Source organism: Corynebacterium sp. zg254 (assembly GCF_024701495.1).
In the GTDB taxonomy this organism is placed as follows: Bacteria; Actinomycetota; Actinomycetes; order Mycobacteriales; family Mycobacteriaceae; genus Corynebacterium; species Corynebacterium zhongnanshanii.
The window spans coordinates 846051-870910 of the sequence record NZ_WIAR01000001.1 but is presented as its reverse complement, the minus strand read 5'-3'; the positions used below and the strand labels follow the sequence as shown (position 1 = coordinate 870910).

Sequence of the window (24860 nt, the reverse complement as noted above, 5' to 3'; positions counted from 1 at the left end):
CCCGCCACAATTCGAACTGACCACCCGATCGGCCTACACTTAGTCACCATGATTACCGTGCTGGCCATCGACACCTCCACCAACTACGTCACCTGCGGCATCGCCCAGGTGGCGTTAACTGGTTCCGTGGAGATTCTGGCCGAACGCGAGGTAGATAATGCCCGCGGCCACATGGAGCTTCTCACTCCGAACATCCTGGAGTGCCTGCAGGAAGCGCGCCTGCGCCCTTCAGACGTGAACGCCGTCGTGGTGGGCTGCGGCCCCGGGCCTTTTACGGGTCTGCGCGTGGGCATGGCCACGGGCGCCGCCTTCGCTGATGCCCTGGGCGTGCCCGTCTACTCCGTCCCGTCGCTCGCCGCCACCGCCTGGCAGCACGTCGCCACCCGTCCCATGGTGGGCTCGGCGCCGCGTCGCATCGTTGTCCTGGCCGACGCCCGGCGCCGCGAGTGGTACCACGCCTCCTTCGAACTCCAACCGTCCCGCGCTGGCGTGGAGTGCCGCTGCGTGTCCCCGTCGGCGGTGTCCGCGCCGCAGGATGTGATTGCCGCCCACGGCTTGGCGCACGACTCCTCCGCGGAGGTGCTCTGTAGCGCGTCCATCGCCGATGCCGTCACCGAGGGCGTGTCCAGCTCCGACACCGTTGTCCCGGACGCCCACCCCACCACCACCGGACTCATCCGTGCGGCCATCGCACAGGAACATTCCGCGGTTGGCCTTCTGCGCCCCACCGATCCGCCGCGTGCCCTGTACCTTCGTAGACCCGACGCCGTGGTTCCCCATCTCAAAGGCGTGTCCCAGGCCGTGAACACCGCGGCTGTGGAGGCCCATGAGCTGGCCGAACACCAGCGCTACGACCGTGAGGGCGATGGCGGCGGGGCGGAAGAATGGCCTGCCATCGACCCCGCGCAGGTCCGTATCGAACCACTGGAACCGGACCACGCACCCCTGGTTGCTGCACTAGAGAAGCGCTTGTTCGCCGACGAAGCGCCGTGGTCCGCAGAGACCGTGCGCATGGCCATCGGCACCCCGTTCACCTCCTTCCTGGGCTTGTTTCGAGGAGATGAGCTGGTGGGCTACGCGGACCTCGCCGTGCTGGGGTCCCCGCAGGACGCGGAAGCAGAGGTGCAGAACATCGCCATCGCCCCGGAGCATCAGGGCAAGGGCTACTCCCGATTGTTGATGGACCAGATGATGGCGATCGCCGATCGCCTGCATGCCCCAGTGTTCCTGGAAGTGCGCACGGATAACCGCCCGGCCATCGGCCTCTACGAATGCTACGGTTTCCAGATCCAGGGCACCCGCCGGGGTTACTACCAACCCTCCGGTGCGGACGCGTACACCATGATGCGTCCGCCACACGCGCCTGCCGAGCCCGAACAGCCTGCCGAGACCGAACAGCCTGCCGAGGGCACCCCACGCTTCATCATGGGGGTGGAAAGCAGTTGCGACGAGACGGGCGTCGGAATAATTGAGATACACGGGGACGGTGACGGGGCAACGCTTCGCATCGCATCAGATCAGGTGGCAAGTTCGATGGAGCAACACGCGCGATTCGGGGGCGTGGTTCCAGAGATCGCCAGCCGCGCGCACCTGGAGGCCATGCAGCCCGTGATGTGTGCGGCGCTACAGGTGGCAGGGATCGCGAAGCCCAGCGCCGTGGCGGCAACGATCGGGCCGGGACTCGCCGGGGCGTTGCTGGTCGGCGCGGCCGCCGCGAAGGCCTACGCCGCGGCATGGGAGGTGCCGTTCTACGCGGTGAACCACCTGGGTGGGCACGTGGCCGTGGACACCCTCGTGGACGGCGTGGACGCCTCCACCCTGGACAACGCCATCGCCCTGCTGGTCTCTGGCGGGCACACGCAGATCCTGCACGTGCAGGGCGTGGGCAAGCCCATGGAGGAACTGGGCTCCACTCTGGACGACGCCGCCGGCGAGGCCTACGACAAAGTCGCCCGCCTGCTGGGGTTGGGGTATCCAGGAGGCCCGATTATTGACCGGCTGGCGTCGAAGGGAAACCCGGACGCGATCAGATTTCCGCGCGGGATGATGCGGCCGCAGGATGCCCGCTATGACTTTTCCTTCTCGGGCCTGAAGACGGCCGTGGCGCGCTATGTGGAGCAGGCCGAACGGGCGGGAGAGACCATCCTGGTGGAGGACCTGTGCGCCAGCTTCCAGGAGGCGGCCGTGGACGTGCTGACGGTCAAGGCGTTGCGGGCGTGTGAGGATAAGGGCGCTCAAGTTCTGCTGCTGGGCGGCGGCGTGAGCGCGAATCGGCGCCTGCGTGATCTGGCCGCTCAGCGCTGTGCCGAGGCGGGTGTGGAGCTGCACGTGCCGCCGCTGGAGTTATGCACGGATAACGGCGTGATGATCGCGGCGCTGGCGAGCCATCTGATTCTGGCGGGGGAGAGTGCGAGCGACCTGCACGTGGCGACGGATCCGTCGCTGGATGTGGAGACGCCGCTGTTGTGAGCGTGGTGGCGGCCAAGTTGCCGCCTGGTTGCCGCCGAGTTGCCGCCATTGTTGAGGGTTAGCACTCTCAGGGGTAGAGTGCCAGTAGGTTGTTTTTGACACACAGTTGTTCACCCGCGACGACGACTGTGCACGGAAAAACACCGGCACAATCGAAACCTAACAACATGAGAGGTATTCCCGTGGCGAACGTCAACATCAAGCCGCTTGAGGACCGCGTCCTCGTTCAGATCGTCGAAGCTGAAACCACCACCGCATCCGGACTGGTCATCCCAGACTCCGCAAAGGAAAAGCCACAAGAAGCAACCGTGATCGCCGTCGGCCCAGGCCGCTGGTCCGATAACGAGCGCGTAGCCCTGGACGTGAAGGAAGGGGACACCGTGATCTTCTCCCGCTACGGTGGCACCGAACTGAAGTACAACGGCGAAGAGTACCTGCTTCTTGCCCAGCGTGACATCCTCGCTGTCATCGAAAAGTAAGCGGGGCGCTTAATGTCCAAACTCATTGCATTTGATCAAGAGGCCCGCGAAAGCCTGCAAAAGGGCGTGGACGCACTCGCCGACGCAGTGAAGGTAACTCTCGGCCCGCGCGGCCGTAACGTCGTGTTGGCCAAGGCCTTCGGCGGCCCAACGGTCACGAACGATGGTGTGACCATCGCTCGTGACATCGACCTGGACGAGCCATTTGAAAACCTCGGCGCACAGCTGGTGAAGTCCGTGGCGATCAAGACCAACGACATCGCCGGTGACGGAACCACCACCGCAACGCTGCTGGCACAGGCCCTCATCCGCGAAGGCCTGCGCACCGTCGCAGCAGGTGCCAACCCCATCGCCGTGAACCGCGGCATCGAAGAAGGTGTGGACCTGGTGCTGAAGAAGCTGGCTGAGGCTGCTCAGCCGGTGGCGGACACCGCCGCGGTCGCCAACGTGGCGACCGTGTCCTCTCGCGACGAGAAGATCGGCGCGATGGTCGCCGACGCCTTCGACAAGGTGGGCAAGGACGGCGTGGTGACTGTGGAAGAGTCTCAGTCCGTGGAGGACGAGGCCATCGTCACCGAAGGTGTGTCCTTCGACAAGGGCTACCTGTCCCCTTACTTCGTGACCGAGGAAGAAACCGGCCACGCTGTCCTGGAGGACGCTCTGGTGCTCCTCGTGCGCGAGAAGATTTCTTCCCTGCCAGACTTCCTGCCTGTTCTGGAGCAGATCGCCCAGTCCGGCAAGCAGCTCCTCATCATCGCCGAGGACGTGGAGGGCGAGCCGCTGCAGATGCTGGTGCTCAACGCCATCCGCAAGTCCCTGAAGGTCGTTGCCGTGAAGTCCCCATACTTTGGTGACCGACGCAAGGCGTTCATGGACGACCTGGCCATCGTGACCGGCGGCATTGTGGTGGACAAGGAATTGGGCCACAACCTGTCCGAGGTCACCCTGGACCAGTTGGGAACCGCGCGCCGCGTCACGATCTCTAAGGACGACACCGTCATTGTTGACGGTGGAGGCTCCGCCGAGGACGTGGATGCACGCCGTAACCAGATCCGCAACGACATCGAGCGCACGGACTCCACCTGGGACAAGGAGAAGTTCGAAGAGCGCCTGGCGAAGCTGTCCGGTGGTGTGGCAGTGATCCGCGCCGGTGGCGCGACGGAGACCGAGGTCAACGAGCGCAAGCTGCGCATCGAGGACGCCATCAATGCGGCCCGCGCCGCCACCCAGGAAGGCGTTATCGCCGGTGGCGGATCTGTCCTGGTGCAGATCGCTACCGAGGTGGAGGCCTTGGCTTCCGAGCGTTCTGGTGATGAGGCGATCGGCCTGCGCGCACTGGCCGCTGCTCTTCGCCGTCCTGCGTACTGGATTGCGGACAACGCCGGCCTTGACGGCGCTGTGGTGGTATCCCACATCGCTGAGCAGCCCAACGGTTCCGGCTTTAACGCCGCAACCTTGGAGTATGGTGACCTGCTGAGCCAGGGCATCATCGACCCTGTGAAGGTCACGCATTCTGCGGTGGTGAACGCGTCTTCCGTGGCGCGTATGGTTCTGACCACCGAGACTGCGATTGTGGATAAGCCTGAGGCGCCTGCAGCTCCTGCGGCAGGCCACGGCCACGCCCACTAAGCGCGTAGAGATGAAGCCCAGCACGGCCGTGCTGGGCTTCTTTTTTGTTTATCCACTTCCTGGATCGAGGGTAAGTTGCTGTTATTTTCGGCAAATAACAGCAACTTGCCCGCGATTCAGGAAACCCTGGGGTGTATCGAGCCCTCAGCTCGCCTCAGCGCGCACGCTCAGGATCTCCTCCCGCTCGCTTTCGCTCAGCCCACCCCAGATGCCATAAGGCTCGCCCACGCGCAACGCGTGGTCCCGGCACTCTTGCATCACGGGGCACTGCGCGCAGATGGCTTTCGCCCGAGCTTCACGCCGCGCCCGGGCTTGACCGCGCTCGCCGTCAGGGTGGAAGAACTCTGTGGAGTCCGCTCCTCTGCAGGATCCTTGCATCTGCCAGTCCCAGTGGTGGGTTGCGCTGCCGGGAAGGGAGCCGTAGGTGCGAAGGATCGGCGTGGAACGGCGTGTCCGAGTTGTTCGGGACGTGCGCTGCGAAACATCGGTTGTGAGCGTCATGCCTCTAAGGGTGTGCAGTGAAAGTGAACGCGTGTTAACGCACACATTGCGCCCAGCGAAACGAACGAACCGCATCACCCTCTCAAGACCCCGCGACCTGCTTAAACACCCACTGGTGAACGTTAGTTGAACTATTGGTGAAGGCCCCGTGTGTGCCCTACCGTGGGGGGATTCCCCAAGCGTATAAACATTAGCCGTGGCTATGGGTAAAGTAAGTGCAGACTGATCGCGGAACCCTTTTCCCGTGGATGTCCCTGAGCCGTACTATTTTCGAGGATTATGCATGACGAACGCGAGCGAGCAGGACGCTGCTCTTCAAGCGCTTGTTCCTGCTGCGAGCAGTGGTGATCCTCGGGCTCTGCAGAAACTCATTAATCTGATTCATCCGCAGGTGGTGCGGTATTGCCGCGCGCGGGTGGGGGCCACGAAGTATCCCACGGCTGATGACATTGCCCAGGAGGTCTGTTTGGCCGTGGCCCGGGCGATGCCGGGTTATGAGGATAAGGGGTTGCCGTTCATGGCGTTCGTGTACCGCGTTGCTGCTAATAAAATTGTCGACGCCCGGCGTTCGCAATCTCGGGATCTCTCCCAACCTGTGGAGGACGTGCCTGATGGGGAGTCTAGGGCGGACAATCCTGAGTCGGAGATGTTGATGTTGGACTCGTGTAACGATGTGTCGAAGCTGCTCGATGTAGTGAGTGATAAGGCACGAGAGATTCTTACTCTCCGCATCTTCGGTGGTTATACGGCGGAGGAGACGGCCGACATTCTGGGAATGTCTGCCGGTGCGGTGAGGGTTGCTCAGTTCCGTGCTCTGGCGAAGCTTCGTGACCATGTTGAAGCTCGGAGCATAGACGCGGATGTGGGCTAGGGATCGGTAGTACGTCGGACAGTTCGTTTACTTTTTTAAGGAAAGCCCATGGGCCACAAGGACCTCCCTCAAGGAGTTGGAGAGCAGCTCTCCGAGATTCTTGACGTGGATCGAGTGTTGGATGAACTCGGTCGGGGTGCGTCTGTTGACGGTGGACAGGATCCACTGTTGAACCTGCTTGTTGCAGCGCGTGCTGAGGCTGATGCTGATATGCCGGAACCGCCGCTGGTCTCGGAGGGTGTGGATGACCCAGCGCCTGGCGGGGGCGGGCGGCGTCTGTTTGGTCGGCGCCATCTGCGTCGGGGTAGCGTGTTCGCGGCCACGGCCGGTGGCGTGGGTGTTGCGAGCATTCTGGTGGCAGGCGTTGCCGCGGCCACCATCGCGGTGGGCGGTATCGCAACTTACAACTTCATCCAGCCTCGGCTGGAAAAGCCCGTGGACAGCCCGGAGGTTGCGCCGAATGAGCCCGGCGTGGACCAGGACGGCGACGCAACTGACGCCCTGAAGGCGAAGAAGACCGCGGAGCCCGGGGCGGGGGAGAAGTCTCCGGAGGAGGACGCGGCGAGGGACTCGCGCGAGGACGCGCCGAAGGATCCCGCCGAGGACCCATCGAGGGATCCAGCGGCTGATGCTGATGACTCCACGAAGGACCCGGCGACGAGTGCCGCGGAGACCTCCACGGTGGACGCCACGAAGGATTCCTCCACGGGCACTGCTACCGGCGCTGTCACGGGCACCGTCACAGGTGCTCCGGGAGAGTCCACGGCGCCAGTACCGGCAGCGGAGCCGTCCCCACAGGCGCCGTCCGCGGGAGCTACCCCCGGTGCCCCAACGCGCGGCACGCAGCCTTCGGACCTGTCCACCCTCACGGATACTCTGGGCGGGCGCATCGCGCCGGCTCCCGCTCCGCACGAACCAGCCACCGCGATGGGAGCGACGGCTCGCACCTCGGTGTAAAAGCCTCTCGGTATCAAACCCCCGGTGTGCACAGAGCACAAAGGCCGAGCCTCCCGGCTCGGCCTTCTCATATTCCCCCAAGCCCCTACCAGGGGAATTTCAGGTGGGTACCGCGAGTGTAGTACTCGGCGGCGTCGGTATATCCCAGGCAGTAATCCCAGGTCACGTAATCATGAGGATTCGGCTGCACCAGCGGCTCGTGCACGGGCATCGGCTGATCCTCCAACATGAGCGTGATGTTGGACTCGATGATGTTCCAGTCGTAGAAGTGCGGCTCATCGCATTCCTCACAGAACATCGTGATCCCGCGGACGTGGCGCGGCTCCAGAAGTTTGCGGAACTCGCGGACGAATTTCAGGTCCTGGCGAAGCCCCACCTTTTCTTCCTCCGTGACGGGAATATTGTCCTCGTCAGGCTCCAGGAAAGAGGCGGGATCGTTGGGGTCGTCGGCGAAAGGATCCGGCGGCATACGGTCGTTGAAATTCACACCTTAACCGTACCGTGCAAGCGGTTCAGCAGAAAACCACAGGCGAATATCGCGAACTTGACCGACCGACTATTGTGATTAGGAAGAGCACCCGTTTTCACACTTTCGCCATTGCGCGCATAGGAAGGTCACCCTACATGACTAACGCAACCCCAGTGTCCACCGGCGGCGACGACCCACACAAGGTAGCCCTTGTAGGTCTTACCTTTGACGATGTCCTTCTTCTTCCCGATGCGTCGGACACCATCCCGTCCGAGGTCAACACCAAGACGAAGCTGTCTCGCAACATCGAGCTGAATATCCCCATCCTGTCCGCCGCGATGGATACCGTGACGGAAGCCCGCATGGCGATCGCGATGGCACGTCAGGGTGGAATTGGTGTGCTGCACCGCAACCTGTCCATCGATGCGCAGGCTCAACAGGTGGAGATCGTGAAGCGTTCCGAGGCGGGCATGGTGACCAACCCCGTGACCGCGTCTCCGGACATGACCATCCAGGAAGTGGACGAGCTGTGCGCCCGGTACCGCATTTCCGGCCTGCCCGTGACCGACGAGGCCGGCACGTTGGTAGGTATCATCACGAACCGCGACATGCGGTTCGAGGCGGACTTCAACCGCAAGGTGGAGGAGGTCATGACCACCACGCCGCTGATCGTGGCGCAGGAGGGCGTGTCTGCGGAGGCGGCGTTGCGTCTGCTGAGTGAGAACAAGGTGGAGAAGCTGCCGATCGTGGATGCGAAGGGCACGCTGACCGGCCTGATTACCGTGAAGGACTTTGCGAAGCGGGAGAAGTACCCGGATGCGGCGAAGGATGCGTCCGGTCGCCTGCTGGTGGCTGCGGGTATCGGTACGGGCGAGGATGCCTGGACGCGCGCCGGGTCGCTGGTGGATGCCGGCGTGGACGCGCTGGTGGTGGACACGGCTCACGCACACAACTCCGGCGTGCTGAACATGGTTGCCCGTGTGAAGAAGGAGTTTGGGGACAAGGTTGATGTGATTGGTGGAAACCTGGCCACTCGCTCTGCTGCGCAGGCGATGATCGACGCCGGCGCGGATGCCATCAAGGTGGGCATCGGACCAGGCTCAATCTGCACCACCCGCGTGGTTGCCGGTGTGGGCGCTCCACAAATCACGGCGATCATGGAAGCTGCTGTGCCAGCGCACAAGGCTGGAGTGCCGATCATCGCCGACGGCGGCATGCAGTACTCCGGCGACATCGCCAAGGCGCTGGCCGCCGGCGCGTCCACCGTGATGCTGGGATCCATGCTGGCCGGTTCCGAGGAAACCCCGGGCGAGACCGTGACCGTGAACGGCAAGCAGTACAAGCGCTACCGCGGCATGGGCTCCATGGGCGCGATGCAGGGCCGTGGCCTGACCGGCGAGAAGCGTTCCTACTCCAAGGACCGCTACTTCCAGGCCGACGTGAAGAGCGAGGAGAAGCTGGTTCCCGAGGGAATCGAGGGCCGTGTTCCTTTCCGCGGCACCGTGGATGCGCTGCTGCACCAGCACGTCGGTGGTTTGCGCGCCGCCATGGGCTACACGGGCGCGTCCACCATTTCCGATATGCACAAGGCCCGCTTCGTACAGATCACCGGCGCTGGCCTGCGCGAGTCTCACCCTCATGATGTTCAGGGCATTATGGAAGCCCCTAACTACAACCCGAACCGCTAGTCGGAAACCTTAGGACGTGACATGCAGGATTTTGTAGACATCGGACGTGGCCGGACGGCGCGCCGCGTGTACGGCCTCAACCAGGTCGATATCGTTCCCTCCCGCCGTACGCGTAGTTCCCACGACGTGGATATGTCGTGGAAAATCGACGCCTACCAGTTCGACATCCCCGTGATGGCGCACCCTTCGGACGCTGTGGTCTCCCCACAATTTGCTATCGAGTTCGGGAAGATGGGCGGTTTGCCGGTCATCAATGCCGAGGGTCTGTGGGGGCGCGCTGAGAACTTAGAGGCTGCCCTGCAGGAGATCGTGGAAGCCTCGCTGCAGGAGATCGCGGAAGCCTCGCTGCAGGATGAGTACGTCAATGACGCGAACCTCAGCAACCGGGTACTGCAGAAGTACCACGCGATGCCGTTGAACAGGGAGCTGCTGGCCGAGCGCCTGCAGACCGTGCGGGATTCGGGCGTGCGTTTTGGTGTGCGTGTATCTCCTCAGAACGCGCGTGAGCTGGCTCCGTTCGTGATTGCTTCCGGTGTGGATCTTCTGGTGATTCAGGGCACCCTGGTGTCCGCTGAGCACGTGCACCGCGACGGTGAGCCGCTGAACTTGAAGGAGTTTATTGGCTCCTTGGATGTTCCTGTCATCGCCGGTGGTGTGGTGGATTACACTACGGCGTTGCACTTGATGCGCACCGGTGCGGCGGGTGTGATTGTTGGTTCGGGACCGACCACCAACAACGACGTGTTGGGCATTGATGTGCCGATGGCCACGGCTATTGCGGATGCGGCCTATGCGCGCCGGGATTACCTGGACGAGACCGGTGGACGGTACGTCCACGTCATCGCTGATTCCGCCCTGAGCACCTCGGGCGATATTGCCAAGGCATTGGCCTGCGGTGCGGACGCTGTGTCCCTGGGAGCGCCTCTGGCCGCAGCGGACTGCGCCGGCACTCCCAATGTGTTCTGGCCGTCCACCGCGGCGCACCCCAGCGCGCCGCGCGGCGTGATCGAATCCGTGGGTGTGCAGGAACCCGTGTCTCTGGAGCGGTTGCTGTTCGGACCGACCTCCAGCCCGTTCGGTGATGAGGACTTGGTGGGCGCGGTGCGTCGATCCATGGCCAAGTGCGGATACACCGATGTGAAGAGCTTCCAGAAAGTGGGTTTGGTCGTCCGCTAGGGACTGTCCAGGGGAACTATTAGGCGAAAAGGTAAGCTGAAGTATCGTGACGAATGAACACTCCACTAATGCCCCGCGCCCAGTCCTTGTTGTGGACTTCGGCGCGCAATATGCACAGCTCATCGCGCGCCGCGTGCGTGAGTGCAACTTGTATTCTGAGGTGATTCCGCACACCGTCAGCGCCGAGGAGGTTGCGGCGAAGAACCCGGCGGCGCTGATTCTGTCCGGCGGACCGTCGTCGGTGTACGAGGATGGAGCCCCAGCCTTGCAGGATGGTCTGCTGGACCTGGGCGTTCCCGTGTTTGGTATCTGCTACGGGTTCCAGGCCATGACCAACGCCCTGGGTGGCACGGTGGCGAAGACCGGCCTGCGGGAGTACGGCCGTACCGACATGCAGGTCAGCGGCGGTAGCCTCCACACTGGCTTTGAGGATAAGCACCAGGTGTGGATGAGCCACGGCGATTCTGTCTCTGAGGCGCCCGAGGGCTTTGATGTCACCGCCACCACCGAGGGCGCGCCAGTCGCCGCCTTCGAGTGCGAGACTCGGCGCATGGCCGGTGTGCAATACCACCCCGAGGTGCTGCATTCCCCTCACGGCCAAGAGGTACTGCGCCGCTTCCTCCTGGACTTCGCGGGCCTGGAGCCCACGTGGACGGCAGGAAACATTGCCGAGCAGCTGATTGAGCAGGTGCGCGAGCAGGTGGGGCCGGAAGGTCGCGCGATCTGTGGCCTGTCCGGCGGCGTGGATTCCGCCGTGGCGGCAGCTCTGGTGCAGCGCGCCATCGGAGATCGCCTGACCTGTGTGTTCGTGGACCATGGTCTGCTCCGCCAGGGCGAGCGCGAACAGGTGGAAAAGGACTTCGTGGCAGCCACCGGCGCGAAGCTGGTGACGGTGGACGAGCGCGAGGCGTTTTTGAACAAGCTCGCCGGTGTGACGGACCCAGAGGCCAAGCGCAAGGCGATCGGCGCGGAGTTTATCCGCTCCTTTGAGCGCGCCGTGGCCGGCGTGCTGGAGTCCGCTCCGGAAGGATCCACGGTGGACTACCTGGTGCAGGGCACCCTGTACCCGGATGTGGTGGAGTCCGGCGGGGGATCGGGTACCGCGAACATCAAGAGCCACCACAATGTGGGCGGCCTCCCTGATGATGTGGAGTTCGAGCTGGTGGAGCCGCTGCGCCTGCTCTTTAAGGACGAAGTGCGCGCGGTTGGCCGGGAGCTGGGCCTGCCGGAGGAGATCGTGGCACGCCAGCCATTCCCCGGCCCTGGCTTGGGAATCCGCATCATCGGTGAGGTGACGGAGGAGCGCCTGGAGATCCTGCGCGTGGCGGACGCCATCGCACGTGCCGAGCTGACCGCCGCTGGCCTGGACAACACCATCTGGCAGTGCCCAGTGGTGCTGCTGGCGGATGTCCGCTCTGTGGGCGTGCAGGGTGACGGCCGTACCTACGGTCACCCGATTGTGCTGCGCCCTGTGTCCTCCGAGGACGCGATGACGGCCGACTGGACGCGCGTGCCGTACGAGGTTCTGGAGAAGATCTCCACCCGCATCACCAACGAGGTGGACGGGGTCAACCGCGTGGTGCTGGATGTGACGTCCAAGCCACCGGGAACGATCGAGTGGGAGTAAGCTCACGCGCGTTGTGTGAGGGCTCCTGCCTTTTAAGGAGAAGCCCCCGTGGGATCCGCGCCGCGCTAGGCGCGGATGTCCCGCGGGGGCTTTCCGCGTGCGTTGTGCGCAGGGCAGCAGGGGGTGGAGCTTGCATCTAGGCAGCAAAGGGGTAGGGGGTAGGGAAACGTGATCCTTTTCGCGCGTTTATATTTCTTTAAGGAAAGGAAACGGTTATGCTCTCTCATGACGTTGTTTTCCTTTAAGAAAGGACCTTACTCATGGCTCGTAAGTTGTTTCGTGGGGCCGCGATTGTAGCGACCGCCGCAGCCTTGTCGTTCGGCACCGCAGGTGTTGCTTCTGCGCAGGGATCTCTCGGTAATCTGGGCGGCGCGATCGGCTCCTTGGGCGGTGGCGACCTGGCGGTGCCAACCGGCCAGAAGGTGCGCTTGGGTAACGTGGGCGGACCGGCATGGAATGCGGACGTGTACAGTCAGATCCACGGCGCCTCCACGGTCGCTCCTGGCGCGGAAGTGAAGGTGCGCGTGGAAATTGTTGGCGTGACCAACAATGAGACCGCCGTCCACGAGGTGGTGGATTGGATGCCGGCGGGCTTCACGCTGACGAAGGTGGAGACCTTCAAAAATGGCCTGCTGGGAAGCGCTCCAGCGGTCCTGAAGCAGGGCGAGTACTCCTCCGTGACGGAGAAGGATCGCCAGGTGGCACGCGTGTCCCTGAAGGAGGGGCTGCTGATCAAGCAGTCCGTCAAGGTGTCCCCATCGAAGCCGCTGATCGTGGACTTCACCTGGAAGGCTCCAGAAAAGGAGGGCACCTACAAGAACGGTGCTGGCGCTCGCGTGGGAGCTGCCTTCAACAACTACAAGGTCTTCGACAATGGTCAGCCTGTGGTGGTTGCGAAGTCGGCGCTGGGCAGCGGTTCGAGTGGCTCCAGCAACTCCTCGGGTTCGGGTAACACGGGTGGTGCTGGCGGGTTGGGCTCCCTGAAGTCCGCCTTCGGCAGCAGCTAGTATTCCTGTCGCGACCCGGTGAGGGGTGCGCTGGGCGTCGATCTCTATGCAATAAGGGGATCGGCGTCCTCTTTTTATTGACGACGCAGGTGCGCCGTGCCATCAATGTGGGGGATGACGAGGTAGCTGTATCCTGCCGCAAGAAGATATACGACGCCGGCCGTCACCCACGCGGCGGTCGTGGAATTGAAGTGCACGGTGGGCAGGGCCATGAGCGCGAGCCAGAGGGGGAGTAGCGGCATGACCTGGTTTGCTGACGTGCGATAGGTGGCGCCGCGGGCTTCCACGGCGGCGCGGACGTCGCGGCGGTAGGGGTGGTTGAAGATCAGTAGGAGTGCCGCAGCGGCGGTGAGGGTGAGTGCGATCATTTTGAAGCCAACACCGACGGGGGCTGCCGTGGCGGCGACGGCGAGGCCGAGAAGTGCTGCGCTGCCCACGCGGACGGGTTGTGGAGTGGTTGGTGTTGGTGGGGTCATGGGTGACCAGTGTAGTGGACGGAGGTGGTGTGTCGGGGCTGATTTGCCGCTTGACGGGGCGCAGGGGCTAGTTTATTCTATGTTTTATAGAACGGGTGTTCTAAAAAAGTTCTACCACAAGGGCTTTCGTGATGATGCGGGGAGGTCAGTGTAGGACGTGGCCTGTACAACAGGATCAGTACTGATCATTGCGGATGATTTTCGTTGAGTGAAGGAGGATAAGCAATGGGGGTCGCACTCAATCATAATAACGAACACACGTTGGATATGCTTCGCAAGAAAATCCGAGGCATCGAGTCAGCAGGGCAGGGGCCGCGGGCTGTGGACCTGCAGGTATCGTCGCCTGCGCCGGTACCGCCGTGGATGGAAGAGGCTCTGGATCTCGGCGGGCTGCCGCGTGGTGCCGTGACGCAGGTGTCCAATTGCCCGGCAGCGTTGGTGAGCATGCTTGCGGCGCTCACCGCCCACGGGGGATGTGCGGCCGTGGTGAATCATCCCAACCTGGCGGTGGCTGCCGTGGAAGCGGCAGGTGGTGACATCGAGCGCTTGGTGTTGGTTCCCGATGCGGATCCGCATGCTGCGGCAGTGCTGTCCACGCTGGTCGAGGGGATGGACATGGTCATGTACAAACCCCCGTTGGGGGAGGCGGGAGTGAGCCCCACGTTTGCCCGCCCGGTCGAGGCGCGACTGAACAAGAGCGAATGTGCCTTGGTGGTCTGCGGGGGACAGTGGCCAGGCGCGCGCGTGCACATAGACATGCACGTGAGCGGAATCGTGGGCCTGGGCCGTGGGAGCGGACGAGTGCGCGCCGTTGAGGTGGACGGGCGTGCCTGGGGTAAGGCGCAGCCGCCGCGGCGCTTTCACGCTCACGTGGGTGCACGGTGGAATGACCCGGCAGGGTATGAGCTCGCAGCTCCTGGAGATATGGGGGCAGGACAGCAGGAGAGGATAGCCCGATGAGCGCGCTACCTGCGAGCAACGCCGCCCCTGCCCACGTGCACGGGCGAGTGACGGTGCTGTGGTTTCCGGACTGGCCGGTGTACGCCGTGGGGCAAGCTCTGGGTTGGAATGTTCTGGAGCCGGCAGCTGTGATCGCGGAACACAAGGTGATGGCGTGCAATGCGGCAGCGCGGAGGTGTGGTGTGCGCATGGGCATGAAGCAGCGCCATGCGCTGGCTGCCTGCCCCACGCTGAACATCGCCCCCGATGATCCGATGCTGCAGGCAGCCACCCATGAAGATGTTGTGGCCGCCCTGGACAGTGTGTCCGCGTGCGTGGAGACCATCCGGCCTGGCCTGTTGGCCTTCCCCATGGGGTCCTTGGCGAACTTCTATGGATCGGAAGACGTGGCGGTGGAAAAGCTACTGGACGCCGCAGTGAGGATTAACGCTGATTGTCTCGCCGGAACCTCGGACGATGTGGTGTCCGCAGTGTGGGCGGCACGCTCGGGGAAGAACATACCGCCAGGAGAAGTCGGCCACTTCATCGAGCACCTTCCCTTGGCGATGATGAGCGTGGAACCGGCGCTGGACGCCCCCTATGCGTTGGTGCATACCCTGCAGCAACTGGGCATGAAGACCATGCGGGACTTTGCCGCGTTGGACCGGGCGGATGTAGCAGCACGCTTTGGCAGCGATGCGGTGCCATGGCACCGCATCGCCTGCAACGAGGACAGCCGCACCATCGCGCCACGAGCCCGCGAAGAGCACGTGGAGGTGCGCCATGAGGCAGAGCATCCCATCGCCAGCACAGAGACCGCAGCCTTCGTGGCACGCCACGTGGCATCGCAGCTTCATGCCGAACTCAGCGCTGCCGGTGACGCATGCCTCAGGCTCGCGGTGCGCGCCTATCTCACCGCGCCCGCAGGATACGAGGGGCCAACGGTCATCGAACGCATCTGGCGATGCCGGGAACCCCTGACAGAGCAGGACACAGCTCAGCGCGTGCGCTGGCAACTCGATGGATGGATCACCCGCCTCGGCTCAGTGCTGCACGATCAGGAGTACGAACACGTGCCGGCGGGTATCCAATGTCTCGAACTGGTCCCGTTGGACACTGTCCCCGCCGGAACCATCGATATGCCCCTGTGGGGCGGCCCCGACGAAGGTATCCGAGCAGCCCGCGCCGCCGCAGGCCGAGCCCAAGCGCTGATCGGGATGAACGCCGTGCAGCGCCCCATTCACCAGGGCGGACGGGCTGTGGCCGGTCGCATCGTGACGGTGCCCTACGGGGAGGAGGACCCCGAGGCAATCATAGCCCTGCCCACCCGTGCGTGGGAAGGACAGCTGATCTCGCCCCTGCCGGCGCTGATCGGAACGCCTGCGGCGGCGCCCGCGGACAGCAACGCTCCTGCCGTGCATCCCGCTGCGCGTGTGCAGGTTGTAGACCGTGACGGCACCGCGCTGTACGTGACGGGACGGGGCATGCTGAGCGCCCGCCCGTCCAGCATCCAGTGGGGTGCTCGCCGCTACACCATCACAGGGTGGGCAGGGCCGTGGCCCGTCGATGAACAGTGGTGGGCCGAAGGAAAACGCTACGCGCGCCTGCAAGTCAGCGCCGAAGAAGCCGACGGTACCACCAGCGCATACCTACTTGTCAGCAAAGGAACACAGTGGAGGATAGAAGCAACATACTGAAAAGCGGGCCACCACCGCAGTGATAGCCTAAACACATGCCCACACAGAGAAACCCCCGCGCAGGACAGTGCGTCACCCCACCCGGTGCGCGCACAGACGTGAGCGAGAATCTTGACGCAGCCACACTGTGCTCGTCAGGATCGAATGAGCCTCTCCCAGGCACAGCCAAACCCGGCCGTGTTGTCCTCGCACTGGAACACTTCGGGGGATGGGGACGGGACATCCTCGACGGGGAAGCGCTCGGCGAAGAGCTCACAGCCCAGGTGAAGGCCTACCTCGCCGAGCATGGGGCCCAACTACAGTTCATTCGCAAACCGGGCAAGGCTGGTCAAGAGCGCCAAGAAAGAAGCACCCGAAGCCTCTACATCGCATGGTGCACCGGCACTACGGACAGTACCCCAGTGCTGGAGCGCCTCGAGATCAATGAGCCTGCCGACCTTCTCAGCGTTGACCTCAGCCAGCCTGGGAACACACCAGGAGCCGAACGCGAAGATGGCTCCCTGCTGCTGGTATGCACCCATGGAAAACGAGACCGCTGCTGCGCCGTCTTCGGGCGGCCCGTCGCCCTGGAGCTCGCGCAACGCTACTCCAACGTGTGGGAATCCTCCCACACAAAAGGCCACCGCTTCGCCCCGTCCATGATCCTGCTGCCCAGCAACTACTCCTACGGGCACCTCACCACAGACCAAGCCGCCGCCGTCCTGGACGCCGCAGCCACCAACCGCATCGCCCTCACCGGCAACCGCGGGAAGGGAACCCTGGATCCCGCCAGCCAAGTAGCCGAACTCGCAGTCCTCACCGAGCTGGCCGACAACCACACGGTGGATGCCGACCTCCTGAACGTCTACCGCCCAGGGGACACCACCCCAGCACACCTGGCAGGAAAAGGACCCAAAGAAAAGGAACGCACCACCCGCACAGTGGAGCTGGATGCCGACACAGCGGAGCTGCGTGCGGACACAGTGGAGCTGCGTGCGGACAGTGCTACGCCGACGCGGTGGACGGTGCACCTCGAGCAGCAGGTCGTGGGCCCCGTCATCAGCTCCTGTGGCGACCCCTCCAAAAACTCCACCGTATGGGTTCCCGTCAGCGTGACTCCGCTGCCCTGATTGGACCTGGCTGCGCCGATTGGACCCGGCTGCGCCGAGAGGACTAGAGCCGCACTGGTCCTAGAGCGAAAACTCCTCGTGGAACGCGGCCACACTCCGGCGCGTCAGCACCGCGCCGCCCAGTCCGTAACGCTCCAACTGGCCCAGCGTCATACCGGTCTTCGCAGCCACATGGAACAGCGAGCGAAGCAGCCACTGCGGCTCCTGATCCCCAATGTTCACCAGGGACACAGTGGTGCCGTCCTCCGAGAAGTTCAACTCCGTAATGCGAGCCAGCATGGCCTCCAACAAGTCCTCGGGGGTTTCACCCAACACCACGCCGGTCTCTACCGTCAGCACCGTATTGTGAACGGTCATATCCACGCGGTCACCCTTCCAGTCGAAGGACGCATGCCGCACACCCTCGCCGGAATCCACCAATGCCTCACGCCAGTCATCACCACCGACGAATGTTTGCGCTAAACGCTCAGGATTCACCGGCTCAAGATCATCAGACTGGGGCAGAAGATGGAAGGCATTGCCCTGCGTCGCCAGCGGCTCCAGTTGCGCACTGACGGACTCCAACGAGCGCACCGCCGCCGGGTCCACCAGCGCCGTGCCATCAATGAACTCGTTCGGATTGCCCGGAAGCTCCGCGCGAACCTCGGCCACAATCTCAGCGGTACGATCCACCTCGGCACCAGGCCACACAGACTCTGCATAGCGAGCAACACCCACGGCACCGCCCGCAGCGTGCAAAATCCAATCACTGAGTTGTGCAACCGTCCAGCCGGCAGAACCCAACAGTAGAGTATCCGCGCTCACGCGGTGGTTGCCCCGAGCATCCTTCGCCACCTGCAAACGCGGCCACGAGAAATTCGCATTCCACTCATTGACCGCAAGGTTGACCTCAAGATCCTCCTCGCCGGAAATGGTGCCCAACCAGTGAGTGGTCGCACGCACACGCAAAGGATTGGTCTCCACAGCGGCATGGAGCATCACGTCAGGACACTCAAAACCAGAAATCTCAAAGGCACAGCTGGACACCGGGGTGATCCGCAGTCCAGTGGTAATGGCCGCGGTTAATAACAGCTCCGCGACCTTCTGTTGCGTAGGAGCCTCTTCAGCTTGACCGGCACGGTCCTGTTCATCACGCGCCTGATTCTTGCTGTCTTTACCAAAACCCAGCATTAGTATCCTTTGTTGCTTTTCCTTCACGCTGTCGGCCCATGGTCACGGGCACGAACCTTATGCACAAGCCCTATGCAGCCTTATGTGCACGCCTCGGCACAAGGTTTTCATGAATACGCCACAGTCTACTAGGCACTTTGCCTTCGTAACGAACCGGCTGTCTCCAGATCGCGCCGGGAAGGAGGGGAACCGTGGGCGTCGTTAATAAAAATAAAGATCCGCGTGCCCTCACAAGAACAACGCGGATCCACAACGGCGATCGGTGGCGATCAGCAGCGACTAGCGGCGCATGACCTTCTTCGCCAGCCAGTTACCGAACAACTGAGCCACCTGGACGATCACGATGATCACCGCAACGGCAAACCACGTGACCTGGTCATTAAAGGCGCGGTAACCGTAGACGATGGCGAAGTCACCCAGACCGCCACCGCCGATGTAACCGGCCATCGCAGACATATCCACAATCGCAATGAACATGAACGTGAATCCCAGGATCAGCGGGCCCAGAGCCTCCGGGATAATCACGGACCAAATGATGCGGAACGGGGAGGCACCCATCGCCTTGGCTGCCTCGATCACGCCAGGATCAATCGTCACCAGGTTCTGCTCCACAATGCGGGCAGCGCCGAACGTTGCGGCAATCACAATGCCCACAATCGCGGCCTTGGTGCCGATACGCGTGTCCACAATCAGCTCCGTCAGCGGGCCGATCGCGGTCATCAAAATGATCGTAGGGATCGGGCGCACAAAGTTCACGATCACGTTAATGATCCAGTACACAGGCTTATTCGCAAGAATCCCGCCCTCGCGCGTGGTGTACAGAATAATGCCCAGGATCAGTCCCACAAAGCCCGCGGCAAGCAAGCCCACGCAGACCATCAGCATGGTCTGCTGGAACGCCGTCAGGAACGTGTCACCGAGGCGATCCCAATCCATTTGTGCGGAGTACGTGGTGGTCATCGGATCTCCTCAATCTCGGTGTTGGTGTTCATCGTGGAATAGAAAGTCTCAATGGCCTGCTCGCCCTCCTGGGTGTGGGCAGTCAGGCGCAGGGTGAGGCGGCCAAAGGAGTGGTTCTGCAGCGTGGTCACGCCGCCGTGGACGATGTTGACGTCCACGCCGGCAGAGGAGAGCTCGGCCACCGAATCGAAAAAGCCGATGCCCTCGGCCATCGTGATGGTGAACAGGCGGCCCGTGCCGGAGTTGAGTTCCTTGGCTTCCACCTGGTCCGGGGTGTTGCGCAGGGACGTGGCCACGAAGCTGGCGGCCACCGGGGTGGTGGGGTTGGAGAACACGTCGTAGACGGAACCTTGCTCCACCACCTCACCGTTTTCCATCACCACAACGTAGTCGGCGATAGAGCGGACCACCTCCATCTCGTGGGTAATGACCACGATGGTGATGCCCAATTCCTGGTTCACGCGGCGCAGCAGCTCCAGGACGTCCTTCGTGGTGGACGGGTCCAGGGCGGAGGTTGCCTCGTCCGCAAGAAGCAGGCTGGGGTTCGTGGCCAGGGCGCGCGCGATACCCACGCGCTGCTTCTGTCCGCCGGAGAGCTGCTCGGGGTAGGACTTGCCCTTGTCCTCCAGGCCCACGAAGTGCAGGAGCTCCTCCACGCGAGCGTTACGCTCGGCCTTGTCCATGCCCTGCAGCTTCAGGGGGTAGGCGATGTTCTTGGCGACATTGCGGGAGCTGAACAGGTTGAACTGCTGGAAGATCATGCCGATGTCGCTGCGCAGAGCACGCATCTTGGATTCAGGCAGGGAGACGATGTCCTGCCCATCCAGGAGGATCTGGCCGCTGGTGGGGCGGTCTAGGCCGTTGATCTGGCGCACCAGGGTGGATTTACCTGCCCCGGAGTAGCCGATAATGCCGACGATGGAGCCGCCGGGGATGGTGATATTGACGTCTTTGAGGGCGTGAACTTTCTTCTTGCCCTGCGTGAAGATTTTGTTGACATCACGGAACTCGATGGTGGTGCCCTTCGTTGTGTCCTGTGTGGTGTCATTCATGGTGTCCGCCATGGGTGCCTCTTTTGGTGCTTTCGTGTTCATTTTTGTTGCGCGGGCTGTGTAGTCCCGCGGGCGCTCGCTACGGGTGACAAGAATCAAAAAGGTTAGCCGCACGGTGTGTCGTGCAGGCTAACCCTTAAGTTGCTCGTGCTGCGCCGGTAACTAGCCCTGGTCCTTCAGCTTGGCCTGGGTGTCTTCCAGGACCTTGTTGAGCTCCTCGCCATCCATCTTTACTTCCACGGAGGTTCCCTTGGAGGAACGCTCCAGGGCGTCCTGAACTGGCTTGGAGTGCCAGATCTCGACGAGCTTCTTCAGCTCTTCGTCATTCTGGTGCTCCTTGGTGGTCACGAAGCCGTTGATGTACGGCTGCGCGGATGGGTCCTTCGGATCATCCTTAACGATCGCGTTGGTGGGGTCGATGTTGCCGGCCTCCAGGAAGGAGTTGTTCACCACGGCGGGGGTGCCGTCGTGGTAGGAGGTGGCGGTCTGGGCTGCGTCCACAGGTACCAGCTTGACCTTGGACTTGGAATCGTCCACGTCGGCTGGGGTTGGGGTGAGCAGACCCTCCTTCTTCAGGGTCACCAGCTTGTTGGCGGCCAGCAGGTTGATGGCGCGTCCCTGGTTGGATGGGTCATTCGGGATCACGACCTTGCCTGCCTTGGCAACGTCATCCAGGGACTTTCCGTCCTTGTAGTACAGGCCCAGTGGGATGATTTCGGTGGCGCCGACCGGCTTGAGGTCCTGGTTGTTCTTGTTGTTGTAGGTTCCCAGGAACATCATGTGCTGGAAGTTGTTGACGTCGATTTCTCCGTCAACCAGTGCCTGGTTGGGGATGTTGTAGTCGGAGAAAGGAACCAGCTGGGCCTTGATGCCGGCCTTTTCTAGTTCTTGTTCGAAGACCTTCCAGTGTTCTTGTTGGATGTCGGTAGAGCCGATCTTCAGGGTGTCATCGGAACCACCGCAGGCGGTCAGGGCAAATGCGGTAGCAACTGCCACGGCAGCTGCGGATACCTTGCGACGTAGAGACATGATGTGTCCTCCTACTTAATGAAAACGTTGTTGCTAGTCAAATTAGCAACAAAACTAAAGATGAACAACTTGGTCTATCTGTATCTAGCTGTGATGAAGCACTGATCGGGCGTTGATCGGATGCTGGCAGTGCTGCCATGATCGTCCCCGCCATGTTCGATTTTCAATTATAGAACATGTGAGCTAACTGTGCTAGCCTGTCGTCATGTCAAAGAATCCGTCTTTCTCCAATGCTCGGCCGCTGTCCTGGTCGCGCCTTGAGCAGGTTCTTTCTGGCCGACATGCAGGTTCTTTGACAGCAGTCGGAATGGGGGAGGGGCAGCGTGTTTCCCATTTTCCTGCTGGCACGCAGGGGCAGGATGCTTCCCCGCAGCAACGTCATGAACATATAGTCGATTTTGCTGAATTGCACGCATGTAGTTCGTATAACTTCCTGCGCGGCGCCAGCGACCCCGAGCAGATGGTCGCCACAGCCCAGAAGCTGGGACTGACGGCCATAGCCTGCCTGGATAGGGATGGCCTCTATGGTGCGTCCCGCTGTGCGCTGGCCGCCGCGGAGGCAGGCGTGGATACCGTCTTCGGAGCGGAGCTCAGCGTGCAGTGGCAGGACTGCCCAGATACAGCCGGCTCCACCACAGATGAGGGCACCGTGACCGTGCTGTGCAAGGGCCAGGAGGGATACCGGCGCTTGAGTCACGTGATCACGGATGCGGCGATGGCCGATCGTGATAAAGATGTGCACCGCTACCCGCCACGCAAGGACATAGCGGCTGCTGCGGCCGGGCAGTGGTATGTCCTGATCGATTGGCGCTGGCTGCCCTATGCCGCGGAGCTGGTGGAGGATTTCGGGGCGGAGAACTGCCTGGTGGAACTGCAGCACACCATGAATCCCGCGGACTGGGACCGCAATGAGGCTCTACACGGGGTGGCCACGCGCTGGGGGTTGCGGGAAATCGTCAGTGCGTGTGCCACGTGCGCCGATCCCTCCGACGCCCGGCTTGCGGGAGCAAAAGCCGCCCTCCACCGCACGATGGACGTGGCAACAGCATTGCCGGTGACCGCCCCGACCGGCGGTCGCTGGCTGCGCAGCGGCCAGGAGATGCTCCAGCTGGCAGGGGACTGCACGTGGTTGGCGGAGGCCGTGGAGACCAGTGCCCAGGTCGCGCGGGAATGTGCGTTTACTTTGAACCTCATCGCGCCGAACCTTCCCCACTTCCCAGTGCCGGAGGGCTATACGGAGATGACGTGGCTGCGGCATCTGGTGGAGACCACGGGTGCCGTGCGCTACGGCCCCAGGCCTCACAGCGGGGCGAGTACCAGGGCCACGGCCGCACAGACCAAGGCATGGGCCGTGATAGATAAGGAGCTGGCGGTGATTGAACAGCTCGGCTTCCCCGGCTATTTCCTGATCGTTCATGACATCGTGGACTTCTGCCACCGCAGCAATATTCTGTGCCAGGGGCGCGGGTCGGCGGCGAACTCGGCGGTGTGCTTCGCGCTGGGTATCACCACGGTGGATGCGGTGGCCGGGGGCTTGTTGTTTGAGCGCTTCTTGTCCCCGGAGCGTGACGGCCCACCTGATATCGATGTGGATATTGAATCGGGTCGCCGGGAGGAGGTGATCCAGTACGTGTACTCCCGCTATGGGCGGGATAATGCCGCACAGGTAGCCAATGTGATCACCTATCGCTCCAAGGGCGCGTTAAGGGACGCAGCCCGGGCGTTGGGCTATGCGCCCGGCCAGGTGGATGCGTGGAGCCGGGGAGTGGAGGAACCCCCGGCCGTGGTGCGCCACATCGCGGATCAGCTGAAAGGCCAGCCGCGCCACATGGGTATCCACTCAGGAGGCATGGTGATCTGCGATCGCCCCATTGCCGATGTGGTTCCCATGGAATGGGCCCGGATGGACAACCGCAGCGTGGTCCAGTGGGATAAGGATGACTGCGCCACGGTGGGGCTTGTGAAGTTTGACCTGTTGGGCCTCGGCATGCTGGAGGCATTGCATCACGCGATCGACCAAGTGCAGGAACACCGTGGACGCACGGTGGAGTTGTGGCGCCTAGAGCCCACCGAGCCGGAGGTCTACGAGATGCTGTCCCAGGGGGACGCCGTGGGCGTGTTCCAGGTGGAGTCCCGCGCGCAGCTCAATACCCTGCCGCGTCTGCGTCCCCGGAGGTTCTACGACCTGGTGGTGCAGGTGGCACTGATCCGCCCCGGCCCCATTCAGGGCGGCTCGGTACACCCGTTCATTCGCCGGCGCAACGGGCAGGAACCGGTGACGTTCGACCACCCGTGTCTGGAGCCGGCGCTGACGAAAACGCTGGGGATTCCCCTGTTCCAGGAACAGTTGATGCAGGTGGTGGTGGATGCCGCCGGCTTCAGCGCCGCGGAGGCTGACACGCTGCGCCGGGCGATGGGGTCGAAGCGCTCCCCGCAGAAGATGGCGCGCCTGAAAGAACGCTTCTACCAGGGATTAAAGGAAGAAAACGGCATCGTGGGCGAGGTCGCCGATCGCCTGTGGGACAAGATCGTGGCCTTCGCCAGCTATGGCTTCCCGGAGTCCCACGCCCAGTCCTTTGCGGTGCTGGTCTACTACTCGGCGTGGTTTAAATACCACTATCCCGCCGAGTTTTGCGTGGCGTTGCTGCGCGCTCAACCCATGGGCTTTTATTCGCCGCAATCCTTACTAGCCGACGCCCGGCGTCACGGCGTGCAGGTCTTGCCCGTGGACGTGAACTTTTCAGGGGTCGAGGCAGATACCGTCGTGGCAGAGGCTGATCGTTCAGGGATAGGTGCCATACGTTTGGGGCTGGCGTCGGTGAAAGGGATCGGCGTGGACGTTGCCGAGCGCATCGTTCAGGCGCGATCCAGGGTGGGCACGTTCCGGGCGGTTTCGGATCTGTCGCGGGAGGCGGATCTGCGGGTGGATCACGTGGAGCAGCTGGCGCGCGCGGGAGCGCTGGAGTCCCTGGGACTCACGCGGCGGCAGGCGATGTGGGCGGCCGGGGTGGCGGCGACGGAACGGCCGGGGATGCTGGCGGGGACCTCGCACATTAATAGCCCATCGCTGCCGGGGATGAGCGCCTTCGAGCTGACCGCGGCTGACCTCGCGACCACCGGCGTTACCCCGCAGGGTCATCCTGTGGAGCTGCTTCGGGAGCTGCTGGATCAGTGGGCCGAGCGGCGCGGGGGCGTGCGGGTGCTGCCCGCCAATCAGCTGCTGGATGCGCCGGACGGCAGCCGCATTCGGGTGGCGGGGGTGGTCACGCACAGGCAGCGTCCCATGACCGCAGGTGGAGTGGTGTTTTTCGGCTTGGAGGATGAGACGGGGCTAGCGAACGTGATGATCAGCCCGGGGCTGTGGGCGCGGCAGCGTACTCTGGCACTCAGTGCAAAGATCGTGGTGATCCGCGGCATTGTGCACAATGCCAACGGTGTGGCGTCCGTGACCGCGGACCTCATTGAACCGGTGCCGTTGCAGCAGCAGATGTATCAGGCGGTGGGGGATGCCCGGAACTTCCGCTAACGGCGCCAGACCGGCTGGTCACACTCACC

At 62.9% G+C, this 24860-nt stretch carries 20 protein-coding genes; 13 read left to right on the top strand and 7 right to left on the bottom strand.

The annotated features are described in order from the left end of the window. Positions 1-48: 48 nt before the first annotated feature. The 3 genes from tsaD to groL all read left to right on the top strand — a co-directional run bounded on the left by tsaD (position 49) and on the right by groL (position 4577). Positions 49-2469: a tRNA (adenosine(37)-N6)-threonylcarbamoyltransferase complex transferase subunit TsaD gene (gene tsaD / locus GC425_RS03970; protein WP_151843749.1), complete on the top strand. Its 2421-nt coding sequence runs from the start codon at positions 49-51 to the stop codon at positions 2467-2469. Between the two features lie 182 nt (positions 2470-2651). Further along, complete coding sequence (gene groES, locus GC425_RS03965; RefSeq protein ID WP_151842443.1) at positions 2652-2948, top strand: co-chaperone GroES; 297 nt, start codon at positions 2652-2654, stop codon at positions 2946-2948. 12 nt (positions 2949-2960) lie between these two features. Further along, complete coding sequence (gene groL, locus GC425_RS03960) at positions 2961-4577, top strand: chaperonin GroEL (RefSeq protein WP_151843750.1); 1617 nt, start codon at positions 2961-2963, stop codon at positions 4575-4577. A 144-nt stretch (positions 4578-4721) separates the two neighbouring features. On the opposite strand, the gene GC425_RS03955 is transcribed toward groL, so the two are convergent. Further along, positions 4722-5078, bottom strand: a complete 357-nt coding sequence (locus GC425_RS03955) for a WhiB family transcriptional regulator (RefSeq protein WP_151842110.1) — start codon at positions 5076-5078, stop codon at positions 4722-4724. A gap of 283 nt (positions 5079-5361) precedes the next feature. Between GC425_RS03955 and shbA the strand changes: the two genes are divergently transcribed. Together shbA and GC425_RS03945 are read left to right on the top strand one after the other, a co-directional pair. Continuing rightward, complete coding sequence (gene shbA, locus GC425_RS03950; RefSeq protein ID WP_151843751.1) at positions 5362-5949, top strand: RNA polymerase sigma factor ShbA; 588 nt, start codon at positions 5362-5364, stop codon at positions 5947-5949. Positions 5950-5997: 48 nt separating this feature from the next. Continuing rightward, complete coding sequence (locus GC425_RS03945) at positions 5998-6906, top strand: hypothetical protein (RefSeq protein ID WP_151843752.1); 909 nt, start codon at positions 5998-6000, stop codon at positions 6904-6906. 85 nt (positions 6907-6991) lie between these two features. On the opposite strand, the gene GC425_RS03940 is transcribed toward GC425_RS03945, so the two are convergent. Next, a complete protein-coding gene (locus tag GC425_RS03940) occupies positions 6992-7393 on the bottom strand; it encodes a DUF5319 domain-containing protein (protein ID WP_187767887.1) in 402 nt (133 codons plus the stop codon). 137 nt (positions 7394-7530) lie between these two features. Here GC425_RS03940 and guaB point away from each other — a divergent pair, with 137 nt between their 5' ends. From guaB to GC425_RS03920, 4 genes are all read left to right on the top strand, one after another. After that, positions 7531-9063, top strand: coding sequence for an IMP dehydrogenase (gene guaB, locus GC425_RS03935; RefSeq protein ID WP_151843753.1), 1533 nt, complete (start codon positions 7531-7533; stop codon positions 9061-9063). A 21-nt stretch (positions 9064-9084) separates the two neighbouring features. Then, entirely contained in the window at positions 9085-10239 is a 1155-nt protein-coding gene (locus GC425_RS03930) for a GuaB3 family IMP dehydrogenase-related protein (RefSeq protein ID WP_151842106.1), read from the top strand. Between the two features lie 46 nt (positions 10240-10285). Continuing rightward, positions 10286-11866, top strand: coding sequence for a glutamine-hydrolyzing GMP synthase (gene guaA, locus GC425_RS03925; RefSeq protein WP_151843754.1), 1581 nt, complete (start codon positions 10286-10288; stop codon positions 11864-11866). Between the two features lie 260 nt (positions 11867-12126). After that, on the top strand, positions 12127-12873 hold the full coding sequence (locus GC425_RS03920) for a hypothetical protein (protein ID WP_151843755.1): 747 nt from the start codon (positions 12127-12129) through the stop codon (positions 12871-12873). A gap of 74 nt (positions 12874-12947) precedes the next feature. On the opposite strand, the gene GC425_RS03915 is transcribed toward GC425_RS03920, so the two are convergent. Next, positions 12948-13349, bottom strand: a complete 402-nt coding sequence (locus GC425_RS03915; protein WP_151843756.1) for a hypothetical protein — start codon at positions 13347-13349, stop codon at positions 12948-12950. Positions 13350-13616: 267 nt separating this feature from the next. Between GC425_RS03915 and GC425_RS03910 the strand changes: the two genes are divergently transcribed. From GC425_RS03910 to GC425_RS03900, 3 genes are read left to right on the top strand one after another with little or no spacing between them, the layout of a single operon-like run. Continuing rightward, entirely contained in the window at positions 13617-14309 is a 693-nt protein-coding gene (locus tag GC425_RS03910) for a hypothetical protein (protein ID WP_151843757.1), read from the top strand. Beyond that, complete coding sequence (locus GC425_RS03905) at positions 14306-15985, top strand: DNA polymerase Y family protein (RefSeq protein ID WP_151843758.1); 1680 nt, start codon at positions 14306-14308, stop codon at positions 15983-15985. The genes GC425_RS03910 and GC425_RS03905 overlap by 4 nt, the downstream gene beginning before the upstream one ends. A gap of 35 nt (positions 15986-16020) precedes the next feature. Continuing rightward, positions 16021-17094, top strand: coding sequence for a sucrase ferredoxin (locus GC425_RS03900; RefSeq protein ID WP_151843759.1), 1074 nt, complete (start codon positions 16021-16023; stop codon positions 17092-17094). A 60-nt stretch (positions 17095-17154) separates the two neighbouring features. Here GC425_RS03900 and GC425_RS03895 read toward each other — a convergent pair whose 3' ends face one another. From GC425_RS03895 to GC425_RS03880, 4 genes are all read right to left on the bottom strand, one after another. Then, positions 17155-18264, bottom strand: a complete 1110-nt coding sequence (locus GC425_RS03895; RefSeq protein ID WP_257822048.1) for a hypothetical protein — start codon at positions 18262-18264, stop codon at positions 17155-17157. 279 nt (positions 18265-18543) lie between these two features. Further along, positions 18544-19224 carry a methionine ABC transporter permease gene (locus GC425_RS03890; RefSeq protein ID WP_151842099.1) on the bottom strand — a complete coding sequence of 227 codons (681 nt, stop codon included), beginning with the start codon at positions 19222-19224 and terminating at the stop codon, positions 18544-18546. Continuing rightward, positions 19221-20288, bottom strand: a complete 1068-nt coding sequence (locus GC425_RS03885) for a methionine ABC transporter ATP-binding protein (RefSeq protein WP_151843761.1) — start codon at positions 20286-20288, stop codon at positions 19221-19223. Before GC425_RS03885 ends, GC425_RS03890 begins: the two co-directional genes overlap by 4 nt. A gap of 150 nt (positions 20289-20438) precedes the next feature. Beyond that, positions 20439-21305, bottom strand: a complete 867-nt coding sequence (locus GC425_RS03880) for a MetQ/NlpA family ABC transporter substrate-binding protein (RefSeq protein ID WP_151843762.1) — start codon at positions 21303-21305, stop codon at positions 20439-20441. Positions 21306-21510: 205 nt separating this feature from the next. On the opposite strand from GC425_RS03880, the gene GC425_RS03875 reads away from it, so the two are divergent. Then, positions 21511-24831 carry an error-prone DNA polymerase gene (locus GC425_RS03875; RefSeq protein WP_151843763.1) on the top strand — a complete coding sequence of 1107 codons (3321 nt, stop codon included), beginning with the start codon at positions 21511-21513 and terminating at the stop codon, positions 24829-24831. Positions 24832-24860: the final 29 nt, after the last annotated feature.